This is a genomic window from Desulfobacterium sp. N47, assembly GCF_051233685.1.
GTDB lineage: Bacteria > Desulfobacterota > Desulfobacteria > Desulfobacterales > RPRI01 > RPRI01.
This window is the reverse complement of the sequence record NZ_JBAMMY010000173.1, coordinates 1-18,377: the sequence shown is the minus strand read 5'-3', so window position 1 is coordinate 18,377 and position 18,377 is coordinate 1. Positions and strand designations below refer to the sequence as shown.

The window sequence follows — 18,377 nt, the reverse complement described above, 5'->3', positions numbered from 1 at the left end:
GTATGGATGGCAAAGGGAGATGGAAGGACAATATATTTATTGAGCGGTTGTGGTGGAGTGTAAAATACGAGGAAGTTTATTTAAAGGCTTATGGTTCGATTGCCGAAGCCAGGCAAGAAATTAAAAACTATTTTGAATTATATAACTATGAACGGCCGCATCAAAAACTTGACAAAAAAACACCGGATATGGTCTACTGGGAAACACTTCCCAAGAAAGAGGCAGCAGCCTGAATAAGCAGTTTATCACTTAAAAAAAAGCATTTTGCTGTTCAAACAATCCCGACCACCGCTTCATTCAGAGCTTTCATTTCATTTTTTTACCAGTTTATTTATTATAAATGACTTAAAAGAATTCTCGTCCTTAAAATTAACAGATACACCGACAACAATAAGATCAACAGGAAATGCAAATTTGCCCCCCATTCTGGCAAAATCCTTTTCAGTTGTTATCACAAATTGAGCACCTGACTTTTTTGCGGATTGAGATATTTTTTCAATATCATCTGCAGAATAATAGTAATGGTCGGGAAATCCGTAAAAATCAACAAGTTCACATTTAAATTCTTCAATAGTTTTTTTGAAGTTCTCATTAATCGCTATCCCTGAAAAAGCTACAACCTTTTTCCCGGCTATGCGAATGTAATCTTTTGATAAGTCTTTTTTAAAGCTTGATCTCCAATCTATACTGATTTCCTTTCCGGCGTTAAAATAATAATAAGAACTATAAGTTTCAAAAATTGCCCGGCTTTGTGAAATACTATCAAGAAAATTTTCTGCTTTTGTTTCATCCGGAGATGATCCTGTAAGGATAAACGCATCGGCCCTTTTAACCGATACCAAGGGCTCTCTTAAAATACCTCTGGGAATAAGGTGATAATTGCCGAAAGGGTGACTGTGATCTAAAAGCAGAATATTAATATCGCGAAAAAGTTTAATATGCTGGAAACCATCATCTAAAAGAATAATATCAATATCGAAATTTTTTATGGCCATCCGGCCTGATTTAAATCTGTTTTGCCCGACTACAACAGGTACATTTTCCAGCCTTGCTGCCATCATAAAAGGTTCATCACCGGATAGTTCGGGCCCCATTAGTATTTCTTTACCGGTACTTACAACTCCTCCTTTTTTTTCACATTTCCCCCTGTATCCCCTGCTGACCACTGCAACTTTATAGCCATGCCCGGCAAACATTTTGGCAAGATATATGGTCATGGGCGTTTTCCCGGTCCCTCCGACTGTTACATTACCGACAGATATCACCTTGCACGAAAGTTTTTTTTGTTTAAATATGCCTTTACTATATAAAGCACATCTTATTTTAATCAGGATTCCGTATATAAATGAAAAAACAAACAACATTGATTCCAATGGGGAAAACCGGGGCTGTCTTCCCGAATACATAACTGCCTCAATTTTCTTTCTGATTATATTCATGAAAGGGGTCCGCAAATCGACAATGCTATTCGGTGTTAAGAACCGTAAATATACCAAACCCTAAAAACACCAGATTCGGGATAAGAGCTGCGAAAAATGGATTAAGAATACCTCCCTCACCGAGCGAGATACAGAAACCGAAAAAAACCCAATAAGAAAAAGCTGCCCCTATACCATATACTATATTTACAGGCAGACTTTCTTTTGCACCCAACCTGAAAGCTATCCCGGTCCCTACAAAACACATTATTATGCAAATAAAGGGAAAAGATAGTTTTGCATAAAAATCAGTGCGGTAAGTTGTTGCATCATACCCTTCGGACTCAATTTTTTTTATATAATCATAAAGTTCGAAAGCACTCATAGATTCCGATGTTACAGCAACAACACCTATGTCATCGGGTGAAAAAACGAGATGCTCTATAAGTTGTTTATGAAATGATATTTCACTGTTATTCTTATCAAGTTTCTGTTCAATAATATCATATAATATCCAGTTACCTTGATTAAAAACACCCTTTTCGCAGTCAATTCTTCTTACTACGCGAAATTTATCATCAAAGAAATAAAGTTTAATTCCATGGATAGTCTTTTTTGATGAATCATAATATTCTATATGTGTAATTAAATTATGCCCCTTTATCCAAATATCTTTTTCTTTAAGGGCCATTGCGAATTTTTTCCGGTTTGCCTGAGTCAAAATTTTTTCCGCCTTACTTTTCGTTATTGGAACAACAGCCTCTGACAGAAAAATAACAACACAAAAGAATACCGAACCTATTAATAGTATAGGTCTCAAAAGATGATATATACTGATTCCACCACTTTTTATCGCCACTATTTCATTATTTTTACTCATCAGTCCAAATGTTACAAGAATAGATAATAAAACACTAAGAGGAATGAATTGAGCTATAGGCATTTTTGAAATAAAACAAAAAAAAGCCGTTGGGAAAGCAAGTCCCGATTCAAAAAATATTTCTGTTTCGTCAAAGAAATCCACTACAATATATATCCCTATAATTGCAGCTATAATAATACAAAAATATTTAAGAATTTCTTTTGTTAAATATCTATCTATTATAGACATGAGTATATCTTTCCATAGCTTAACATGCTTTAATAAAGTATGATTTTAGTCTTGTTAATAAATCTTTAATTGCAGAAAAATTGATAGGTCGTTCATTTGCAGTTCTGATAAAAAGATATATGCCTATGCTGCCTATCAATATATTTGGAGCCCACATACCAATAAAAGGCGGATAGAATCCGGTTTCTCCTAATGCATAACCAACAGAAAGAATAAGATAATAAAGCAAAAAGAAAATAAGGCCAAGCCCCAGACCAAACGAACGAGTTGCAGATTTTAACTGCGTACCAAGAGCTACTGATAGAATGCCCAGAACAAAACATGCAAAAGGAACGGAAAATTTTTTATGAAGCTCAAAAAGAGCATTATAATATCTTGAGTTTTTTATCTTAAAACTATCAATGTAATCAAGAAGTTCATAAAAATACATCTTCTTTTCATTTTTTCTTTGCCCCGTTTTTTCCATTTCCGAAAAGGCATTTTTCAGATCAAGATTGATATCATATGTATCAAAACCAATAGAATTGACTGATTTATTTTTAGTGTTGACCTGATTTATGACCCCGTCATAAAGTCTTAATCTGAAAGATAACCTGTTTTCTTCAAATAAAAGGACTCCTTTGGGGGCTATAATTGTACTGGCCATATCTTCAGAACGTCCATCTTCTACAAAAACATCTATTAGTTCATCCTTCTTCAGATCAACTTTATTAACATAAAGCATAATATCTTTAAAATTATCATTGAAAGTTCTTTCTTTGAGTCCTATCTCAAAATTTGACTGCGCAATTTCCATTGTCAGCTTTTCTATTGATAGCCTTCCCCACGGTATTGCATAAAGTGATATTAAAAATGTAAGTATGCAACCAATAAAGCAGAATATAAGCACTGGGGGAAGCAGACCATAAATACTTATTCCCCCGGTTTTTAAAGCTATTATTTCATTATCGCTTGAAAATCGCAAAAAAGTAAGAAGAATAGCCATCATAACAGACATGGGTATTACAAATACAAGAAAATTGGGAATAATATAAAGAAGCATTAATCCGATTTTAGGCAGGCTCATGTTGTAATTTACAACAAGATTTGTAATGAAAAGTATTTTTGCCATCAAAAACAGAAAAGTAAAAAAAAGTGTATTGATAGCAAAAGGAGACAATATCTCTTTAAACAGATATCTACTGACAATTGTGTTGATTTTCATTTTGTGTCGCCGATTCCGAACTGCATCCGGTATAGTTTGTAATATTCTCCCTGTTTAGCTATAAGATCTTCGTGCCTTCCCTCCTCTGCAATGCAGCCGTTAACAATTACAATAATTTTATTCGCATATCCAATTGTAGATAACCTGTGCGCAATTACAAATGTGGTTCGTCCTTTCATCAGATTTTCAAGCGCTTTTTGAACAAGCCTTTCAGCTTCCGTATCAAGTGAAGAAGTGGCTTCGTCCAATATTAAGATAGGAGCATTTTTTATAAGTGCTCTTGCTATACATATTCTCTGTTTTTCTCCTCCTGAAAGGCGTCCTCCGAGTTCACCAAGCATCGTATCCAACTTGTCCGGAAAACCCTGAATAAAGTCATAAGCGTATGCCGCTCTTGCAGCCATTTCAATATCTTTATCCGATGCATTCCAGTTGCCATAGGCTATATTGTTTCTTACCGTATCATTGAAAAGAATCGGCTCCTGTGTGACTATTGCTATCTGATCACGCAGTGATGATATTGAAGCTTTTCTGATATCCACTCCGTCTATATACAAAGAACCGGCACTGACGTCATAAAACCTTGGAATAAGATTTACAAGAGAAGTTTTGCCTCCGCCGCTCATCCCGACAAGTGCGACAATTTCTCCCGGATTCACTTTCAGGTTAATATTATTTAACACCATAAAATCTTCATATTTGAAAGAAACATTTTCAAAAATTACATTGTGGGGACTGCGTTTTAATCCAACAGGATTTTTATCTTCTTTAATTTCCGTTTCTTTTTCTATAATATCATATATCCTGTCTGTAGCAGAAAGGCCCTGCTGAAGCTGATTATTAAGCTTGCTCAGCTTTTTTACGGGATCATATAACATTACAACAGCAGCAAGAAAAGATACAAAAGTACCAGTAGTATAAACTCCTGATATAACCCTGGAACCGCCAAACCATATAACAAAAGCTATCCCAAGTCCCCCAAGAAATTCCATTATAGGAGAAGTAAGCGAGCTTGCTTTTACCTGCTTCATTTCAATATTATAAAGTTTGAGCGTTTTATCAAAGAAGCGCTTTTTTTCATAACTTTCCATACCGAAAGCTTTAACTATTTTGTTTCCGGCAAAGGTTTCATGGAGAAATGAACTCATATCTCCAATAGCTTCAAGGCCTTTTCTACTGACCCGCCTGACTTTTCTTCCAAGAGATACAATCGGATAAAAAGCTATAGGCAGAATAAGGAAAGCAAATATTGCGAGTTCCCATATCTGATAAAATATGACTGCCACCAACCCTATCAATGTGAAGCAGTCTCTTATGGAAGTTGTAATAAGAGATGACACCATGGCTTTAATTACAGTCACATCATTTGTAACACGAGACATCAATGTGCCTGTCTTTTCTTTATGAAAAAACGAAAGAGAAAGATCCTGGATATGGTCGTACAGACGGTTTCTTAAGCGCCTTATGATATTCTGGCTGACACGGCTCATAAGATATTCCTGCCCGTACATTCCAAGACCGCGTGCAAAATAAAGCAAAATAACCGCAAGCGGAATCAGTTTGAGCATGCGGGTGTCTTTCTTTATAAACACATCATCAAGAGCGGGTTTGATTAGATATGCCGAAGCGGCAGTGGTTCCTGCAACCACAAGAAGGCATATTACAGCCAGTAATAGTGTAAGCCAGCTTTCTTTGACAAGTTTGATAATCTCAATATGCCTTGGTTTAAAAAATGATGATTTTTTTTTTGCACCCATTTATAAAAACCTTATTTTGATATTTGAAGCATTGATAACGCTATATCGGCCACCCTCTCAGAAGCTCCGGAACCTCCAAGTATATCTCTGATACCAATAAGCTCATTTCTCATTGTTTTGAGTTTTTCCGGATTATTAAACATTTTTAAGGCTTGCCCCGCAATATTTTCCGGCGTTGCTCTTTCCTGTATACATTCAGGGACTATTTGCCTTCCTGCGATAAGATTAACAAGACAAATATTTGAAACCCTGATAAGAGCTTTTCCAAGCAGATAACTTACAGGAGAAACTTTATATATTATTATCATGGGAATACCCGCAAGTGCTGCCTCCAGTGTGACTGTGCCTGAAACTGCAATAACAAGCGAACATTTTTTAAAAATTTGCTCCATTCCTTCAGTAATAATATTATAATCGGAAAAACCATGTTCTATCATTATTTTTTCAACATGTTGGCGCTTGACTGTTGGCGCAAGAGAAACAGATATTTCTATATCTTCCTTTTCTTTCTTAATCAATGAAGCCGCCTGAAGCAATACAGGCAGATGCTTTGTAACCTCTTTGTCGCGTGAACCCGGAAGAAGTCCTACTTCTTGAACACCACTTTTTTTGTTATATTCAGAAGTAAAATATTCTCCGTCAAGCAAAGGATGACCTACATAAGTTACCGGAACACCGTGTTTTTCAAAAAACTCTTTCTCGAAAGGCAGGATCACAGCCAGATGATTTACAAGGTTTTTTATTTTCTTGACCCGGCCCTGTCTCCATGCCCAAACCTGTGGACTGATATAATACAGAACAGGTATTCCCAGTTTTTTTGCAGCGGCAGCAATCTTAAGATTAAAATCCGGAAAATCAATTAATATGAGAAGATCGGGTTTTAATGTTTTAAGCGCTTTTTTCGCATCGGCCAGACTTTTAATAAGAGAAAATATCTTGGATAAAACCTCGGTTATTCCAACCACAGAAAGTGCTGAAGCATCTTGAATGATTTTGACACCGGCTTTTTTGAGCATATCTCCCCCTATCCCAAAAAAGACCAATTTACTATTTTTATCCTTCATAGCTTTTACGAGTCGGGAACCGTGAATATCACCGGATGCTTCTCCTGCAATTATCATAATGTTTTTCTCATCAAAGGAATGACTCATAAAATTAACGATCTATCAAATGTTTTTTCGAATATTCGATTTGCTCCATTATACTTAACGCAACCTTTAAGGCATTGCGTCCGACCTGACCTGTAACATCAGGCTCTTCTCTCATTTTAACAGCCTTAACAAAAGCTGCCAGCTCATCTCTTAATGCATCTCCTTTTGTAAAACAGAGGTTTTTTATTTCCATACCAGGTATAATGCTGTTTTGTTCTTCACTGTTTTTACTTATAATGCTTATTTCGTGATTAGCAAAATCAACTGATATATATGCATCGCGCTGAAATAATCTTGTTTTTCGCTCGTTCTTAGTAGAAATTCTGCTTGCCGTAACATTAGCCACACATCCGTTTTCAAATTCCATCCGGGTGTTTGCTATGTCAACCTGATCCGTTATAATAGCTGTTCCGGCTGCATGAATATTTTTTATTTCCGATTTTACAAGACTTGAGATAATATCGATATCATGTATCATTAGATCAAGTACCACGCTTACATCAGTCCCGCGTTCCTTAAAAGTACTTAAACGATGCGATTCTATAAATCTTGGATTGCCGACTATTTTTTTAAGTGCAAGAACAGCCGGATTAAACCGTTCCAAATGCCCAACCTGTATGATAAGACCTCTTGTTTCGGAAATGCGTATCAGTTCGTCCGCCTGTTCAAGTGTTGTTGTTACAGGCTTTTCAATAAGAACATCAATATCATTTTCCAGAAAATCTTTACTTATAGAAAAATGAGCATGAGTAGGAACCACTATACTTACCGCTTCCACTTTTCCAATAAGATCATGATAATTTTTATAAGCTTTTGCGTTAACATTTTTTGCAACCTTGGTGGCCTGTTGTTCATCAATATCAGCCACACCCACAAGCTCAACATCATCCATCTGCGAATATTTTTCCGCATGAAATTTTCCAAGATAACCGGCCCCAACAACACCTACACGCATTTTTTTCATTTTATAATTTTCTTTCAATACTTTATTCTTTTTGCGTTTTTTTATTAATTCACTTTGAAACAAAATGGATATTTTTCTATATGGAAACAGCTACTATGCTTATCCCAACCTTGTCGGCAAGCCTAATCATATCTTCTCTATCAAATACAACGGCTTTGTTTGCTTCTACTGCAAGAGCTTTGACTCCCGATTCATACATTGTACTTATGGTTTGGATGCCGACAGCCGGCATATCAAACCTTGTATCCTGCTCGGGTTTACATACCTTTACGATAACTGCTTCACCGTTTCCAAGTTTTCCGCCCCTTCTTATAGTAGCGTCAGTTCCGTCAATAGCCTCAACAGCAAGCACCGATCCACCACAGACTACAACACACTGGCCGATATCAAGACGGCCTATCTCTTTTGCAATGTGCAAACCTATATTAATATCAGCCTTTTCCGACCTTGTCGGCTTTCGTTTAGTCCAGCATCCCTCTTGCGCCAGAAGATCAGGAAGTAAAAATGTTGAGGATTTAACAATGATGCCTTCTTTTTCAAGCATACCTGCAAATGCACTGAGCAAACCGTCATCGTGTGTGCTTTTCATGTGCATAATAAGTGATATAGCTTTCATATCAGGTTTTACATCGGAAAACATTTTCGTTTTTTTTATCGCGCCCAGCATCACAACTTCTTTTATTTCGTTTTTCTTAAAAAAATTTACCAGCCGTTTAACCTGACCAAGATGTAACCACTCGATTTTTTCAACTTCTTCTTTAAGCGTTTCCTCCGCTTCATTAATAAAAGCAGCTGCATAAACCAAAAAACCTTTGGAAACAGCTATTTTTGAAAAAATTATGGGAAACTGGCCACTTCCGGCTATAAGCCCAATTTTTTTATTATTCAGATTATTCACGATAAGTCCTGATGATTATAATATTTTACAGCTTAATCAAATCAAAGCTGCCTCACTCTTGCTACTGGTATTGGCTTATCCGACCTCTACCCTGTTGATGAGCTTTTTACAAGTCTTTCATTATTAGTATTTCAGGAAGCAGGTTTTAAAATTACAAAGAATTAAAAACCATTAGGTAAGATATTAGCCCGGGTTCTATGGATATAACGATGTGATTTTAAACCCTCAAAGTGTAGTATAAATCAAGCAGACAGACTATCTGCTACTCTGTTTAAATACTTCTAGTTATCTTGTAACTCCCCGCTGGGATGCAATAACAAAATTAATAAAATTAACAACCTCCGGGATCTGTTCGACTTCAGCTTTGACTCTTTCAACAGCCTGATTTACTGTAAGCCCGATTCGAAAAATTATCCTATACGTTTTTTTCAAAAGGGATAATGTGTTGGGCGAAAACCCATGGCGTTTCAATCCGACAGTATTTAATCCATGCAATTCAACTCTTGGCCCGGCTGCAATAACATATGGAGGTACATCTTTAACTACTGCCGATGCCCCGCCGATAAAAGCATATTCTCCGATTTTAACAAATTGATGTATCGCGACAAGACCGCCTATAGTAGCATAATCGCCAATAGTTATATGCCCGGCGAGAGTGGCATTGTTTGCCATTACAACCCTGCGTCCTGTCTTGCAATCATGTGCTATATGGGTATAAGCCATTAAAAAGTTTTCTTCTCCGACTTCCGTAATACCTCCACCAAATTCAGTTCCTCTGTGAATTGTAACAAACTCTCTTATTATCGAGCCGGCGCCTATCTTGACATAAGTTTTTTCGTCTTTGAATTTCAACGATTGCGGTACAGCACCGATCGCTGCATACTGAAATATTTGGCAATCACGGCCAATTTCCACAAATGGATCTATTGTAACATGCGGACCTATTACTGTCCCTGAACCTATAAAAACATTGTCTCCGATTATTGAATACGGACCTATATCAACACTTGAATCGATTTCGGCACCCGGATTAACAATAGCAGTTTCATGAATCATAATTTTTCTCCAAAAGTAGCCATCAGTTCAGCTTCAGCTACACACTTGCCATCAACTTTCGCTATCCCGGCTATTTTTACAACTTTAGTTCTCATATTTAATACTTTTATATCAAAAATAATTTGATCACCGGGAACAACCGGTTTTCTGAATCTGACTTTATCCATACCCATAAAATATATAGGATCCCCATATTTTCTATCAGGATTGGAAACGGCAAATAAGACTCCTCCGGCTTGTGCCATAGCTTCCACAATCAGAACTCCAGGCATAATAGGAGTTCCCGGAAAATGACCTGAAAAAAAAGGCTCATTTATCGTAACATTTTTTAATGCAACAAGACTCTCTCCGGCAACAAACTCAACCACTCTGTCAATAAGGATAAACGGATAACGATGAGGCAATAGCTTCATTATTTCCGTTACATCAAGAATTTTCTCCATTTTTTCTCCATCAATCAAACTCAATATTTATGGCAAAACAATAAATATTTTGTGGTGTATCTTCTGACTTATTTATCTTTATTTATCTCTAAATGGTTTAATCGCTTTTCAATATCAAAAAGTCTGCTTCTTATTTCAGGAAGTTTTGGGAAAATATTCTGGGCTCTTAACCACAATTTATGTTGGATTGCAGGTGCACCTGAAACGACTTCACCGTCAGGGACTGTTTTTACAACACCTGATTTTGGGGCAACAATAACATTATTTCCCACTGTTACGTGGTCACCGATTGCTGCCTGCCCTGCTATAATTGAATGCTTCCCTATTGAAGAGCTTCCGCCGATCACCGCCTGAGCTATAAGTAAAGTATCTTCTCCAACTGTAACATTATGTGCAATATGAACCAGATTATCCGTTTTTACCCCGCGGCATATCCATGTTTTCCCAAAAGTCGCTCTGTCTATTGTATTGCCTGCCCCAATTTCAACATCATCATCTATCTGCACAATACCCATATGAGGAATTTTATGATGAATTTTCCCATCGGAAGAATAACCGAATCCGTCACTTCCGATAACAGAACCCGCCTGAATAATAACTCTGTTTCCAATCTTACACCGTTCGAGTACAGAAACATTGGAATAAATCTTAACATCATCTCCAATGGCAACACTATCAGCAATATACGAGCAGGGATATATTGATACCCGGTCCCCTATCACAACATTGTCCCCTATCACAACATTTGGAGCTATTGACACATCTTTACCATATTTTACCCCTTCTCCGATATGGGCGGATGAACTTATACCACAACTAAGCCCTGAAGGCGGATGAAAAGTATCCAATACTTTTATAAAGGCAATAAAAGGTTGTTCAACCTGTATAAGGTTTTTTGATGGTTCATTAAATTCATACGGAACAATAACTGCCCCGGCATTGCTTTCTTTTATTTGATTTAAAAACCTGGCAGTCCCTGCAAAAGTTATGTGGTTATCTTTTGCATCTTCAAAAGGAGCTGCCATATTTATTATTTTTTTAGAGTCACCAACAATTTTGCCTTCAACAATTTCGGCAATTTCGGCAAGTGATAATTCCATTATAGTAGGCCTTTTATACAATCAATCAAATTACATGTTGAACGCATACCTGTTAAAACTGCGACCAAACCCGCAGGGACAGCAATACGCCTCTATAACCCTGCGTTAGATCTTGTTTTTATTTGCCTGCTTTCGGTGCAGATTTTGCGTTTAATTGCTGAATAATCCGATCTGTAATATCCGCTGAAGCCGGTGAATAAAAAACTCCGGCCTGATTTTTTTCAATTATAATTTGATAGCCTTCTTTTTTACCAATTTCTCCAACAATAATATCAACATCTTTTTTCAAGCGAACAAAAAAATCAGTTTGAAGCTTTTGAATTTCAGAATTATATTTTTTTTCAAAATTTTTAAAATCAATATATTTTGTCTGGAGGTCACGCTCTTTCTCATCCCTTGCATCCTTGCTTGCCACCATTGCATCTTTGTCATACTTTTTTTTCATTTCATCAATTTCAGCACCTCTTTTTTTAAGGTCTGCCTCCATTTTTTCTCCCTGTTTTTTTATTTCTGCTCTACCGGATTTTCCCGTATTGGAATCCTCAAGAATTTTCCTGAAATCTACGATTCCAATTTTGGCGGCATCTGCTGCATAAGCATAGATTCCAAGAACAAAAAAAAGAACTGAACCGACAAAAACGATTTTATTAATTAACCGCATTATATCCCCCTCATGATGAAAGATTAACTGCCAAAATAAACACAGCTAGAATACTGTACCTACCGTAAATTCAACCTTGCCGCCTTCACCCTCGCCTGGTTTAGGATCAAGAATATAACCATATTCCACTCGCATCGGGCCCATAGGTGAATACCATCTGATACCGCCTCCAACACTTTTACGCAAATTGCCAAGTTTTACGTTTTCACTATTGTCATATACATCTCCTGTGTCAAAGAACAATACTCCCATGACACCGGCATCCTTAATAAGTGGAAATATAAACTCCAGATTTAACTGGACAAATTTATTTCCACCGATTTCGGTTAATAAACCGTCCGAATTTAATTTTTTAGGGCTTAAATCTTCCCAATCAAATCCTCGCATTGAATTTATTCCGCCAAGATTAAAGCGTTCATATATAGGCAATTTTTTATTTGAGTTTTGGCTTACATAACCGGTAGCTGTATGTATCGATCCGACAGTATCCATGAACAAAGGAATAAACCAGCCTGCTTCAAGATTGAACTTTGTAAAACCTATATCTCCGCCAATACCTGCATATTGAATAGAAAAACTATGGTTTGCTCCTTCAGTTGGATTAAAAACTTTGTCACGGGAATCATATCTTATTGTTGCTGTTATACTGCTGGATACATTGTTTCCTTCTATATCTTTAATGGCATCGGGAGCATCAGTCTGTATATCTGTTACATTGGATTGGTCAAAACCATAAGAAAGATATCCTCTGGTATAATCACCATAAACGGGATAGCCCACTCTTATAGTGGCTCCCTTGCTTTTCTTACTATATGTATCATAATCATAATCCCAGTTATATAAATCAATACCGGCAGAAAGCTGCGTATCAAACAGCCATGGTTCGGTAAAACTTAATATAAATTTAGTTGAAACACTTCCTAACTGTGCATTCAGGGATAATATTTGTCCTCTGCCAAACAGATTTTTTTGGGAAATTGAACCCATAAAAAACACTTTTTCAGTATTGCCATAACCGGCGCCAAAGGTAAATGCCCCAGTCGGTTTTTCCTCAACGTCAACCTTAAGCAACATTTTGTCATCCGAACTTCCTGGTGATGTATTTATTTTTACATCTTTAAAAAAATCAAGACGCCGAAGGTTACGCATACTTTTCTTCAGATTATCCCCATTGTAGAGCTCCTGCTCATATACCTTCAACTCCCTTCTGATAACCTTATCCCTTGTTTTTGTATTTCCTTCTATTGTAATCTCTTCGAAATAAACTTGTTTGCCTTTATTGATTACCAAGTTGATATTTACCTGCAGCTTGCCCTGATCCGGATCTATTTCAGGAACAACATCCATGTGGGCATAACCTTCATTCGAATAAAGATCACTTAATGCAAGGATATCATTTTGCAGAACCTGTCTGTTATAATATTTTTCCTTATTAATTTTTATATGTTCAAACAGTTTTTCTTCAGGTTGTATTAAATCGCCTGTAATTTTAACTTTTCCAACCTTAAATTGCGGGCCTTCATCAATTTTTATTTTAATATAAATCCCTGACTTTTTTATATCAATTTGAGGATCGCCGATTTTGGCCTGAACAAAACCGTTGTTCTGATAGAATCCCGAAAGCTTTATAATATCCTGATTTAAATCTTCTCTTTTTAAATCTCCGGCAGAAGTTATCCATGAAAACATGGTTTTCTCTGATGTAGACATAAGTTTTTTAAGCTTTTCGCTTGGATATACCTTATTGCCTTCAAATATTATACTTTTAATAAACGCTTTTGAACCTTCTGAAATTATAAACTCAAGATCAGCCTGATTATTTTCATGTTCTATTATTTTATATTCGACTTTTACATTGTGGTAGTTTTTATTTTTATAAAGACTTTCAATTCGTTCAACATTTTTCTGAATTGCAACAAAACTCAAAATAGACCCGGCTTTGATATCCAAAGCCTCTTTTATCTTTTCATCATCAAATAGTTTATTGCCTTTAAGAAGTATTGCCTTTATATTCGGTTTTTCTTTAACCTTGATTGTAACTATCTTGCCTTCGGGTGTATCTTCAGATTCAATCCTGACATCATCAAAATACCCCATTGCATATATAGCCTTCAGGTCTTCAGGTATAGTTTGGGGATGATACATACCCCCTGCTTCTGTTTTAATTATCCTTTTTATTGCATCAGATTCTATTCGCTTATTATTACCTACAATTATTTTTATTACTTTATCGCGTTTGAATATTTTCATTCCTATTTCGCGTGAAAGCACCTTTAATGTACCGGAAAGATTTTCTATTCCTTCTCCCTCATAGAAAAATACTTTTGGAAGCGCATCTCTGACAGTTTCGATCATCTTTGCATCAATACTGAAATGCTGACCTACTAAAGTTATACTTCCCCATAATACATATTGAGCACCTGCGTTAACACCAATATTTCTTATTTCTTCATCATTTTTGGCTTTTTCCATTCCGGATAAAACCATATCAGAATCAGGTTCCAGAATTATAGCGCCGTCTTCTTTTAAATGGTTCTTAATGATCTGAGGAACTTGGTCTTTAAGATATGAAAGTTCTTTCTTGGCATTTACTTCAAAAGGCAATACCATAACATTTACTGTTTCCAATGAGTAAGACTTTAGCGGAAACAACCACATCACTGCAACGGCAATCGGGCATATATATTTATTCATTATTTTTCCTCAACCCGCTTCTACAAGTCGCCCATCAATTATTGTAACACACCTGGCCATAAACGATGCCAGCTCCATATTGTGCGTCACCACTACCATCGACATGCCAAGCTCTCTGTTAAGTTCCATAAGTAACTCATGAACCTGTTCACTGTTTCTTTTATCAAGATTGCCTGTCGGCTCATCCGCAAGAAGAATTAGTGGGTTTAAAATAAGTGCCCTTGCTATAGCAACCCGCTGTTGTTCACCACCGGAAAGAACGCTGACCCTGCTGTTTATCCTGTCTTTAAGCCCGACTCTTATTAATATTTCTTCCGCTGCTTCTTTTGCTTTTTTTTTGCCTGTGCCCTTTATAAGTACTGGCATCATTGTATTTTCAACAGCAGCAAACTCTGACAAGAGATGATGAAACTGAAATACAAACCCTATAGATTCATTGCGGAATTTTGCCAATTTATCCGAATCATACCTTAAAATATCTTCATTTAAAAAAGAGATTGTACCACTATCAGGATAGTCAAGAGTTCCCAGTATATGCAATAGTGTAGATTTACCTATTCCTGATGCACCAACTATTGACATTGTCTCACCTTTAGCCAAATCAAAATTAATATCTTTTAAAATTTCAAGATGAGCACTGCTGCTGTTAAAACTTTTATATATCCCCCTTACTTTTAAAAAATCAGCATTACATTCAATTGTGTCAGTAGGCTTGTAATAAGACATATTATCCATGACGAATAGCCTCAACAGGATTTAATTTGGAAGCCTGATGGGCAGGATATAGTGTTGCTAAAAAACAGATAAGCAATGCAGCAACAGCAATCGTTATTACATCGGAAGCAACAAGCCTTACCGGAAGTGTTGTTATGTAATACACATCTCCCGGCAGATCAATAAATTTATATTTTTCTAAAAGCTTACAAAGTATATAGCCTGAACAAACACCAAGGCTGGTTCCTACCGAACCTATTATCATTCCTTTAAAAACAAATATTTTCCTGATGCTCATATCTGTAGCACCCATGGCTTTAAGAATAGCAATATCTCTTGTCTTCTCCATTACCATCATAATAAGGGAGCTTGCTATGTTAATGGCTGCAACAAGAACAATAAGCGTTAAAATGATAAACATGACCGTCTTTTCCAACTTTAAAGCTGAAAAAAGATTTTTATTCATTTGCATCCAGTCTCTCGCCCAGTATGGAAATCCTATATCATCAATTATATTTTCAGCTATCTTCCTGGCGTTATAGATATCAATTACATTAACCTCTATCCCTGTAATTGATTTATTCATCCTCAATATTTTTTGAGCATCTTCAATGTTAATATAAGCAAGCGACGCATCGTAGTCATGTATTCCGGATTCAAATATATCTTTGACTATATATTGTTTCATTGAAGGCAAATATCCTACCGGAGATATCATTCCTGCAGGAGATATCAGATATATCTTATCCCCCTTGTAAACTCTCAATTTTTCAGCAAGCTCTTTTCCTAATATTATACCCGGGACAGCATTGGGATACCCGTTGTTTTTGATCTCCTGCTCATCATTTTTCAGCAATAGAGCATGAAGATTCTTTACTATCCTTCCCTCTGCTTTTGGATCAACGCCCTTTAAAACAGCGCCTGACACCCCTGAAGATGATTTAAGCATAACCTGCGTATATATAAAAGGAGCGGCATCTTTTACACCATTAATTTTTCTGATGTTTTTTAGAACAGCAGGATAATCTGAAAATTCACCTCCGTGGCGCATTACAACAACATGTGATTCAACCCCAAGTATTCGTGATTTAAGATCCGTCTCAAAACCTGCCATAACAGCAATTACAACAATAAGTGCCATGACTCCGACCATAACACCTACAACCGATAAAATTGTAATGAGCGAAATAAAAGATTGCTTTTGTCTTGCTCTTAGATATCGGCCACCTATAAATAGTTCAAATGACATTATATATTTTCTTCGATTTTATATGCTCGGGGGCTAATGAAGGTATTATATCTATAAATGGAGCAGTTGACTTTAAATAATGATACCTTATTTTGAAGATGGCTTTAGATATTAGACACATATAATCAATTAGATTTCTGTCCGGCAGGTTTCATGTGAGGAAAAAGGATTACTTCCCTGATTGAAGCGGAATCAGTAAACAACATGGTAAGCCTGTCAATACCAATACCTTCGCCCGCAGTTGGGGGCATTCCATATTCCAAAGCTTCAATATAGTCTTCATCCATAAAGTGAGCTTCTTCATCGCCATCTTGCCTTATTGATAATTGTTGTATAAACCGGTTCTTTTGATCTTCCGGGTCATTTAGTTCCGAAAAACCATTCGCTATTTCACAACCGGCTATGAATAGTTCAAAACGATCAGTCATTGAAGGATCTTTATCATTTCTTCTTGAAAGAGGCGATACTTCAACAGGATATTCTGTTATAAAAGTTGGTTGAATCAGCTTATCCTGGACAAGTGCATCAAATAGTTTTGTTATAATTTTACCTATACGATCAGCTTTTGTAATTTTTATTCCTTTAGAATATGCGAAATTAAGGAGCTTTTCTTTATCTTTTATCAAAGATGGGTCAACGCCACCAAACTCTTCCAAGGCATTTAAAAGACTTATCCTTTTCCATTTACCGCTGAAATCTATGCTATTACCCTGGTAAACAATTGAAGTAGAACCTGTAATTTCCAATGATAATTTAGAAAATAAATTTTCTGTCAAATCCATAAGATCCTGATAAGTCGCATATGCTTCATAAAATTCAAGCATTGTAAATTCAGGATTATGATGAGTTGAGACACCTTCGTTTCTGAAGTTTCGGTTAATTTCAAAGACTCTTTCAAATCCGCCAACAACCAAACGTTTCAGATACAACTCAGGAGCTATACGTAAAAAAAGATCTATCCCTAGAGCATTATGATGTGTTTTAAAGGGAGTGGCTTCGGCACCTCCTGGAATTTGCTGCATCATTGGTGTTTCTGCTTCAATATAATCTCTTTCTAAAAAATAATTTCGTATTTTCCGGATTATCTGGCTACGTTTTACAAATATATCCCGAACATTCTGATTCATTATCAAATCAAGATAGCGCTGACGGTATCGTTTTTCTGTATCTTTAAGACCATGGAATTTCTCGGGAAGTGGTCTGATAGCCTTACATACAAGTCTTAATTCAAAAGCAAATAAAGTCCATTCACCCGTTTTAGTCTTAAAGAGAGAACCTTTTAAACCAACATAATCACCTATATCAAGCTGTTTAAAAAGCTTATATGAGTCGTCCCCGATTTTATCTTTACGAATATATGCTTGAAATTGTCCCGATCTGTCTTTAAATCTGATAAATGAAGATTTACCAAAACTATTCATAGCCATAATACGGCCAGCAACAGAAAATACAGTATCATCTTCCGTATTAGTTTCAGGAAAACCACTTATTATATTTCTTATATCATCAACAGAATGAACCACCTTATAGTCATTAGGGAAAAGATTTATATTATAGCTTTTTATTTCAGATAATTTATTTCTTCTCCTCTCAAGCAACTCGCTTTTTTTTTCTGAATCCATAGTTAAAATACTTTCTTAATTATTTTAGATCATCATTATTTTAGATCATCATTCATATTAATGGCTAAATAGATAAAACGTAGCTGGTACCTTTCATATGTTTTGGAACCTATCAAACATGAGTAGAAATGTATCTACAAAAATATAATTGAATAACCTATTTAAATTACAGTGTCAAGACTAAGTTATCGAATGGGTGTGCGACAAATTTATGGGTAACGATTTCAGATTGCGGCCCGATGTTCCCAAAAATCTTCCCAACGGTTGCTTAGAATACTACAGCGCAGAGCTATTATACTATTTGCGCCACTAACCGTCCAGTGCATACCCGACTG

At 36.2% G+C, this 18,377-nt stretch carries 16 protein-coding genes; 1 reads left to right on the top strand and 15 read right to left on the bottom strand.

Translation table 11 applies throughout. The annotated features are described in order from the left end of the window. A partial coding sequence (locus VXK47_RS11190; RefSeq protein WP_435548867.1) for an integrase core domain-containing protein occupies window positions 1-233 on the top strand: 233 nt, incomplete at its 5' end. Window positions 234-311: 78 nt separating this feature from the next. On the opposite strand, the gene lpxK is transcribed toward VXK47_RS11190, so the two are convergent. The 15 genes from lpxK to lysS form a co-directional block, all read right to left on the bottom strand. Beyond that, window positions 312-1,439 (bottom strand): tetraacyldisaccharide 4'-kinase, encoded by a 1,128-nt coding sequence (lpxK, locus tag VXK47_RS11185; protein WP_435548866.1) that lies wholly within the window; start codon window positions 1,437-1,439, stop codon window positions 312-314. A 25-nt stretch (window positions 1,440-1,464) separates the two neighbouring features. After that, entirely contained in the window at window positions 1,465-2,529 is a 1,065-nt protein-coding gene (lptG, locus tag VXK47_RS11180) for an LPS export ABC transporter permease LptG (protein ID WP_435548865.1), read from the bottom strand. Between the two features lie 19 nt (window positions 2,530-2,548). Next, window positions 2,549-3,733: an LPS export ABC transporter permease LptF gene (lptF, locus tag VXK47_RS11175; protein ID WP_435548864.1), complete on the bottom strand. Its 1,185-nt coding sequence runs from the start codon at window positions 3,731-3,733 to the stop codon at window positions 2,549-2,551. Beyond that, window positions 3,730-5,490, bottom strand: coding sequence for an ABC transporter ATP-binding protein (locus tag VXK47_RS11170; RefSeq protein WP_435548863.1), 1,761 nt, complete (start codon window positions 5,488-5,490; stop codon window positions 3,730-3,732). Before VXK47_RS11170 ends, lptF begins: the two co-directional genes overlap by 4 nt. An 11-nt stretch (window positions 5,491-5,501) precedes the next feature. Beyond that, complete coding sequence (lpxB, locus tag VXK47_RS11165; protein WP_435548862.1) at window positions 5,502-6,611, bottom strand: lipid-A-disaccharide synthase; 1,110 nt, start codon at window positions 6,609-6,611, stop codon at window positions 5,502-5,504. Window positions 6,612-6,645: 34 nt separating this feature from the next. Further along, window positions 6,646-7,605, bottom strand: coding sequence for a Gfo/Idh/MocA family oxidoreductase (locus VXK47_RS11160; RefSeq protein WP_435548861.1), 960 nt, complete (start codon window positions 7,603-7,605; stop codon window positions 6,646-6,648). Window positions 7,606-7,681: 76 nt separating this feature from the next. Beyond that, the gene (locus VXK47_RS11155) at window positions 7,682-8,503 is read right to left on the bottom strand and encodes an LpxI family protein (protein WP_435548860.1); all 822 of its coding nucleotides are present in this window, start codon (window positions 8,501-8,503) and stop codon (window positions 7,682-7,684) included. 285 nt (window positions 8,504-8,788) lie between these two features. Further along, window positions 8,789-9,559: an acyl-ACP--UDP-N-acetylglucosamine O-acyltransferase gene (gene lpxA / locus VXK47_RS11150; protein ID WP_435548859.1), complete on the bottom strand. Its 771-nt coding sequence runs from the start codon at window positions 9,557-9,559 to the stop codon at window positions 8,789-8,791. Continuing rightward, on the bottom strand, window positions 9,556-10,002 hold the full coding sequence (fabZ, locus tag VXK47_RS11145) for a 3-hydroxyacyl-ACP dehydratase FabZ (protein ID WP_435548858.1): 447 nt from the start codon (window positions 10,000-10,002) through the stop codon (window positions 9,556-9,558). The genes lpxA and fabZ overlap by 4 nt, the downstream gene beginning before the upstream one ends. Before the next feature lie 68 nt (window positions 10,003-10,070). Beyond that, entirely contained in the window at window positions 10,071-11,102 is a 1,032-nt protein-coding gene (gene lpxD, locus VXK47_RS11140) for a UDP-3-O-(3-hydroxymyristoyl)glucosamine N-acyltransferase (protein WP_435548857.1), read from the bottom strand. Between the two features lie 118 nt (window positions 11,103-11,220). Further along, a complete protein-coding gene (locus tag VXK47_RS11135) occupies window positions 11,221-11,763 on the bottom strand; it encodes an OmpH family outer membrane protein (protein WP_435548856.1) in 543 nt (180 codons plus the stop codon). Window positions 11,764-11,808: 45 nt separating this feature from the next. Continuing rightward, on the bottom strand, window positions 11,809-14,457 hold the full coding sequence (gene bamA / locus VXK47_RS11130) for an outer membrane protein assembly factor BamA (RefSeq protein ID WP_435548855.1): 2,649 nt from the start codon (window positions 14,455-14,457) through the stop codon (window positions 11,809-11,811). Window positions 14,458-14,466: 9 nt separating this feature from the next. After that, window positions 14,467-15,192 carry an ABC transporter ATP-binding protein gene (locus VXK47_RS11125; protein WP_435548854.1) on the bottom strand — a complete coding sequence of 242 codons (726 nt, stop codon included), beginning with the start codon at window positions 15,190-15,192 and terminating at the stop codon, window positions 14,467-14,469. Beyond that, window positions 15,185-16,420 (bottom strand): lipoprotein-releasing ABC transporter permease subunit, encoded by a 1,236-nt coding sequence (locus VXK47_RS11120; protein ID WP_435548853.1) that lies wholly within the window; start codon window positions 16,418-16,420, stop codon window positions 15,185-15,187. Before VXK47_RS11120 ends, VXK47_RS11125 begins: the two co-directional genes overlap by 8 nt. A 125-nt stretch (window positions 16,421-16,545) precedes the next feature. Next, window positions 16,546-18,042 (bottom strand): lysine--tRNA ligase, encoded by a 1,497-nt coding sequence (gene lysS, locus VXK47_RS11115; RefSeq protein WP_435548852.1) that lies wholly within the window; start codon window positions 18,040-18,042, stop codon window positions 16,546-16,548. Window positions 18,043-18,377 lie beyond the last annotated feature (335 nt).

What these genes read in the sequence shown, in the direction of transcription:
- lpxK (WP_435548866.1), bottom strand. Translation starts at nt 1,439, where the DNA reads ATGAATATAATCAGAAAGAAAATTGAGGCAGTTATGTATTCGGGAAGA.
- lptG (WP_435548865.1), bottom strand. Translation starts at nt 2,529, where the DNA reads ATGTCTATAATAGATAGATATTTAACAAAAGAAATTCTTAAATATTTT.
- lptF (WP_435548864.1), bottom strand. Translation starts at nt 3,733, where the DNA reads ATGAAAATCAACACAATTGTCAGTAGATATCTGTTTAAAGAGATATTG.
- VXK47_RS11170 (WP_435548863.1), bottom strand. Translation starts at nt 5,490, where the DNA reads ATGGGTGCAAAAAAAAAATCATCATTTTTTAAACCAAGGCATATTGAG.
- lpxB (WP_435548862.1), bottom strand. Translation starts at nt 6,611, where the DNA reads ATGATAATTGCAGGAGAAGCATCCGGTGATATTCACGGTTCCCGACTC.
- VXK47_RS11160 (WP_435548861.1), bottom strand. Translation starts at nt 7,605, where the DNA reads ATGAAAAAAATGCGTGTAGGTGTTGTTGGGGCCGGTTATCTTGGAAAA.
- lpxA (WP_435548859.1), bottom strand. Translation starts at nt 9,559, where the DNA reads ATGATTCATGAAACTGCTATTGTTAATCCGGGTGCCGAAATCGATTCA.
- fabZ (WP_435548858.1), bottom strand. Translation starts at nt 10,002, where the DNA reads ATGGAGAAAATTCTTGATGTAACGGAAATAATGAAGCTATTGCCTCAT.
- lpxD (WP_435548857.1), bottom strand. Translation starts at nt 11,102, where the DNA reads ATGGAATTATCACTTGCCGAAATTGCCGAAATTGTTGAAGGCAAAATT.
- VXK47_RS11135 (WP_435548856.1), bottom strand. Translation starts at nt 11,763, where the DNA reads ATGCGGTTAATTAATAAAATCGTTTTTGTCGGTTCAGTTCTTTTTTTT.
- bamA (WP_435548855.1), bottom strand. Translation starts at nt 14,457, where the DNA reads ATGAATAAATATATATGCCCGATTGCCGTTGCAGTGATGTGGTTGTTT.
- VXK47_RS11125 (WP_435548854.1), bottom strand. Translation starts at nt 15,192, where the DNA reads ATGGATAATATGTCTTATTACAAGCCTACTGACACAATTGAATGTAAT.
- VXK47_RS11120 (WP_435548853.1), bottom strand. Translation starts at nt 16,420, where the DNA reads ATGTCATTTGAACTATTTATAGGTGGCCGATATCTAAGAGCAAGACAA.
- lysS (WP_435548852.1), bottom strand. Translation starts at nt 18,042, where the DNA reads ATGGATTCAGAAAAAAAAAGCGAGTTGCTTGAGAGGAGAAGAAATAAA.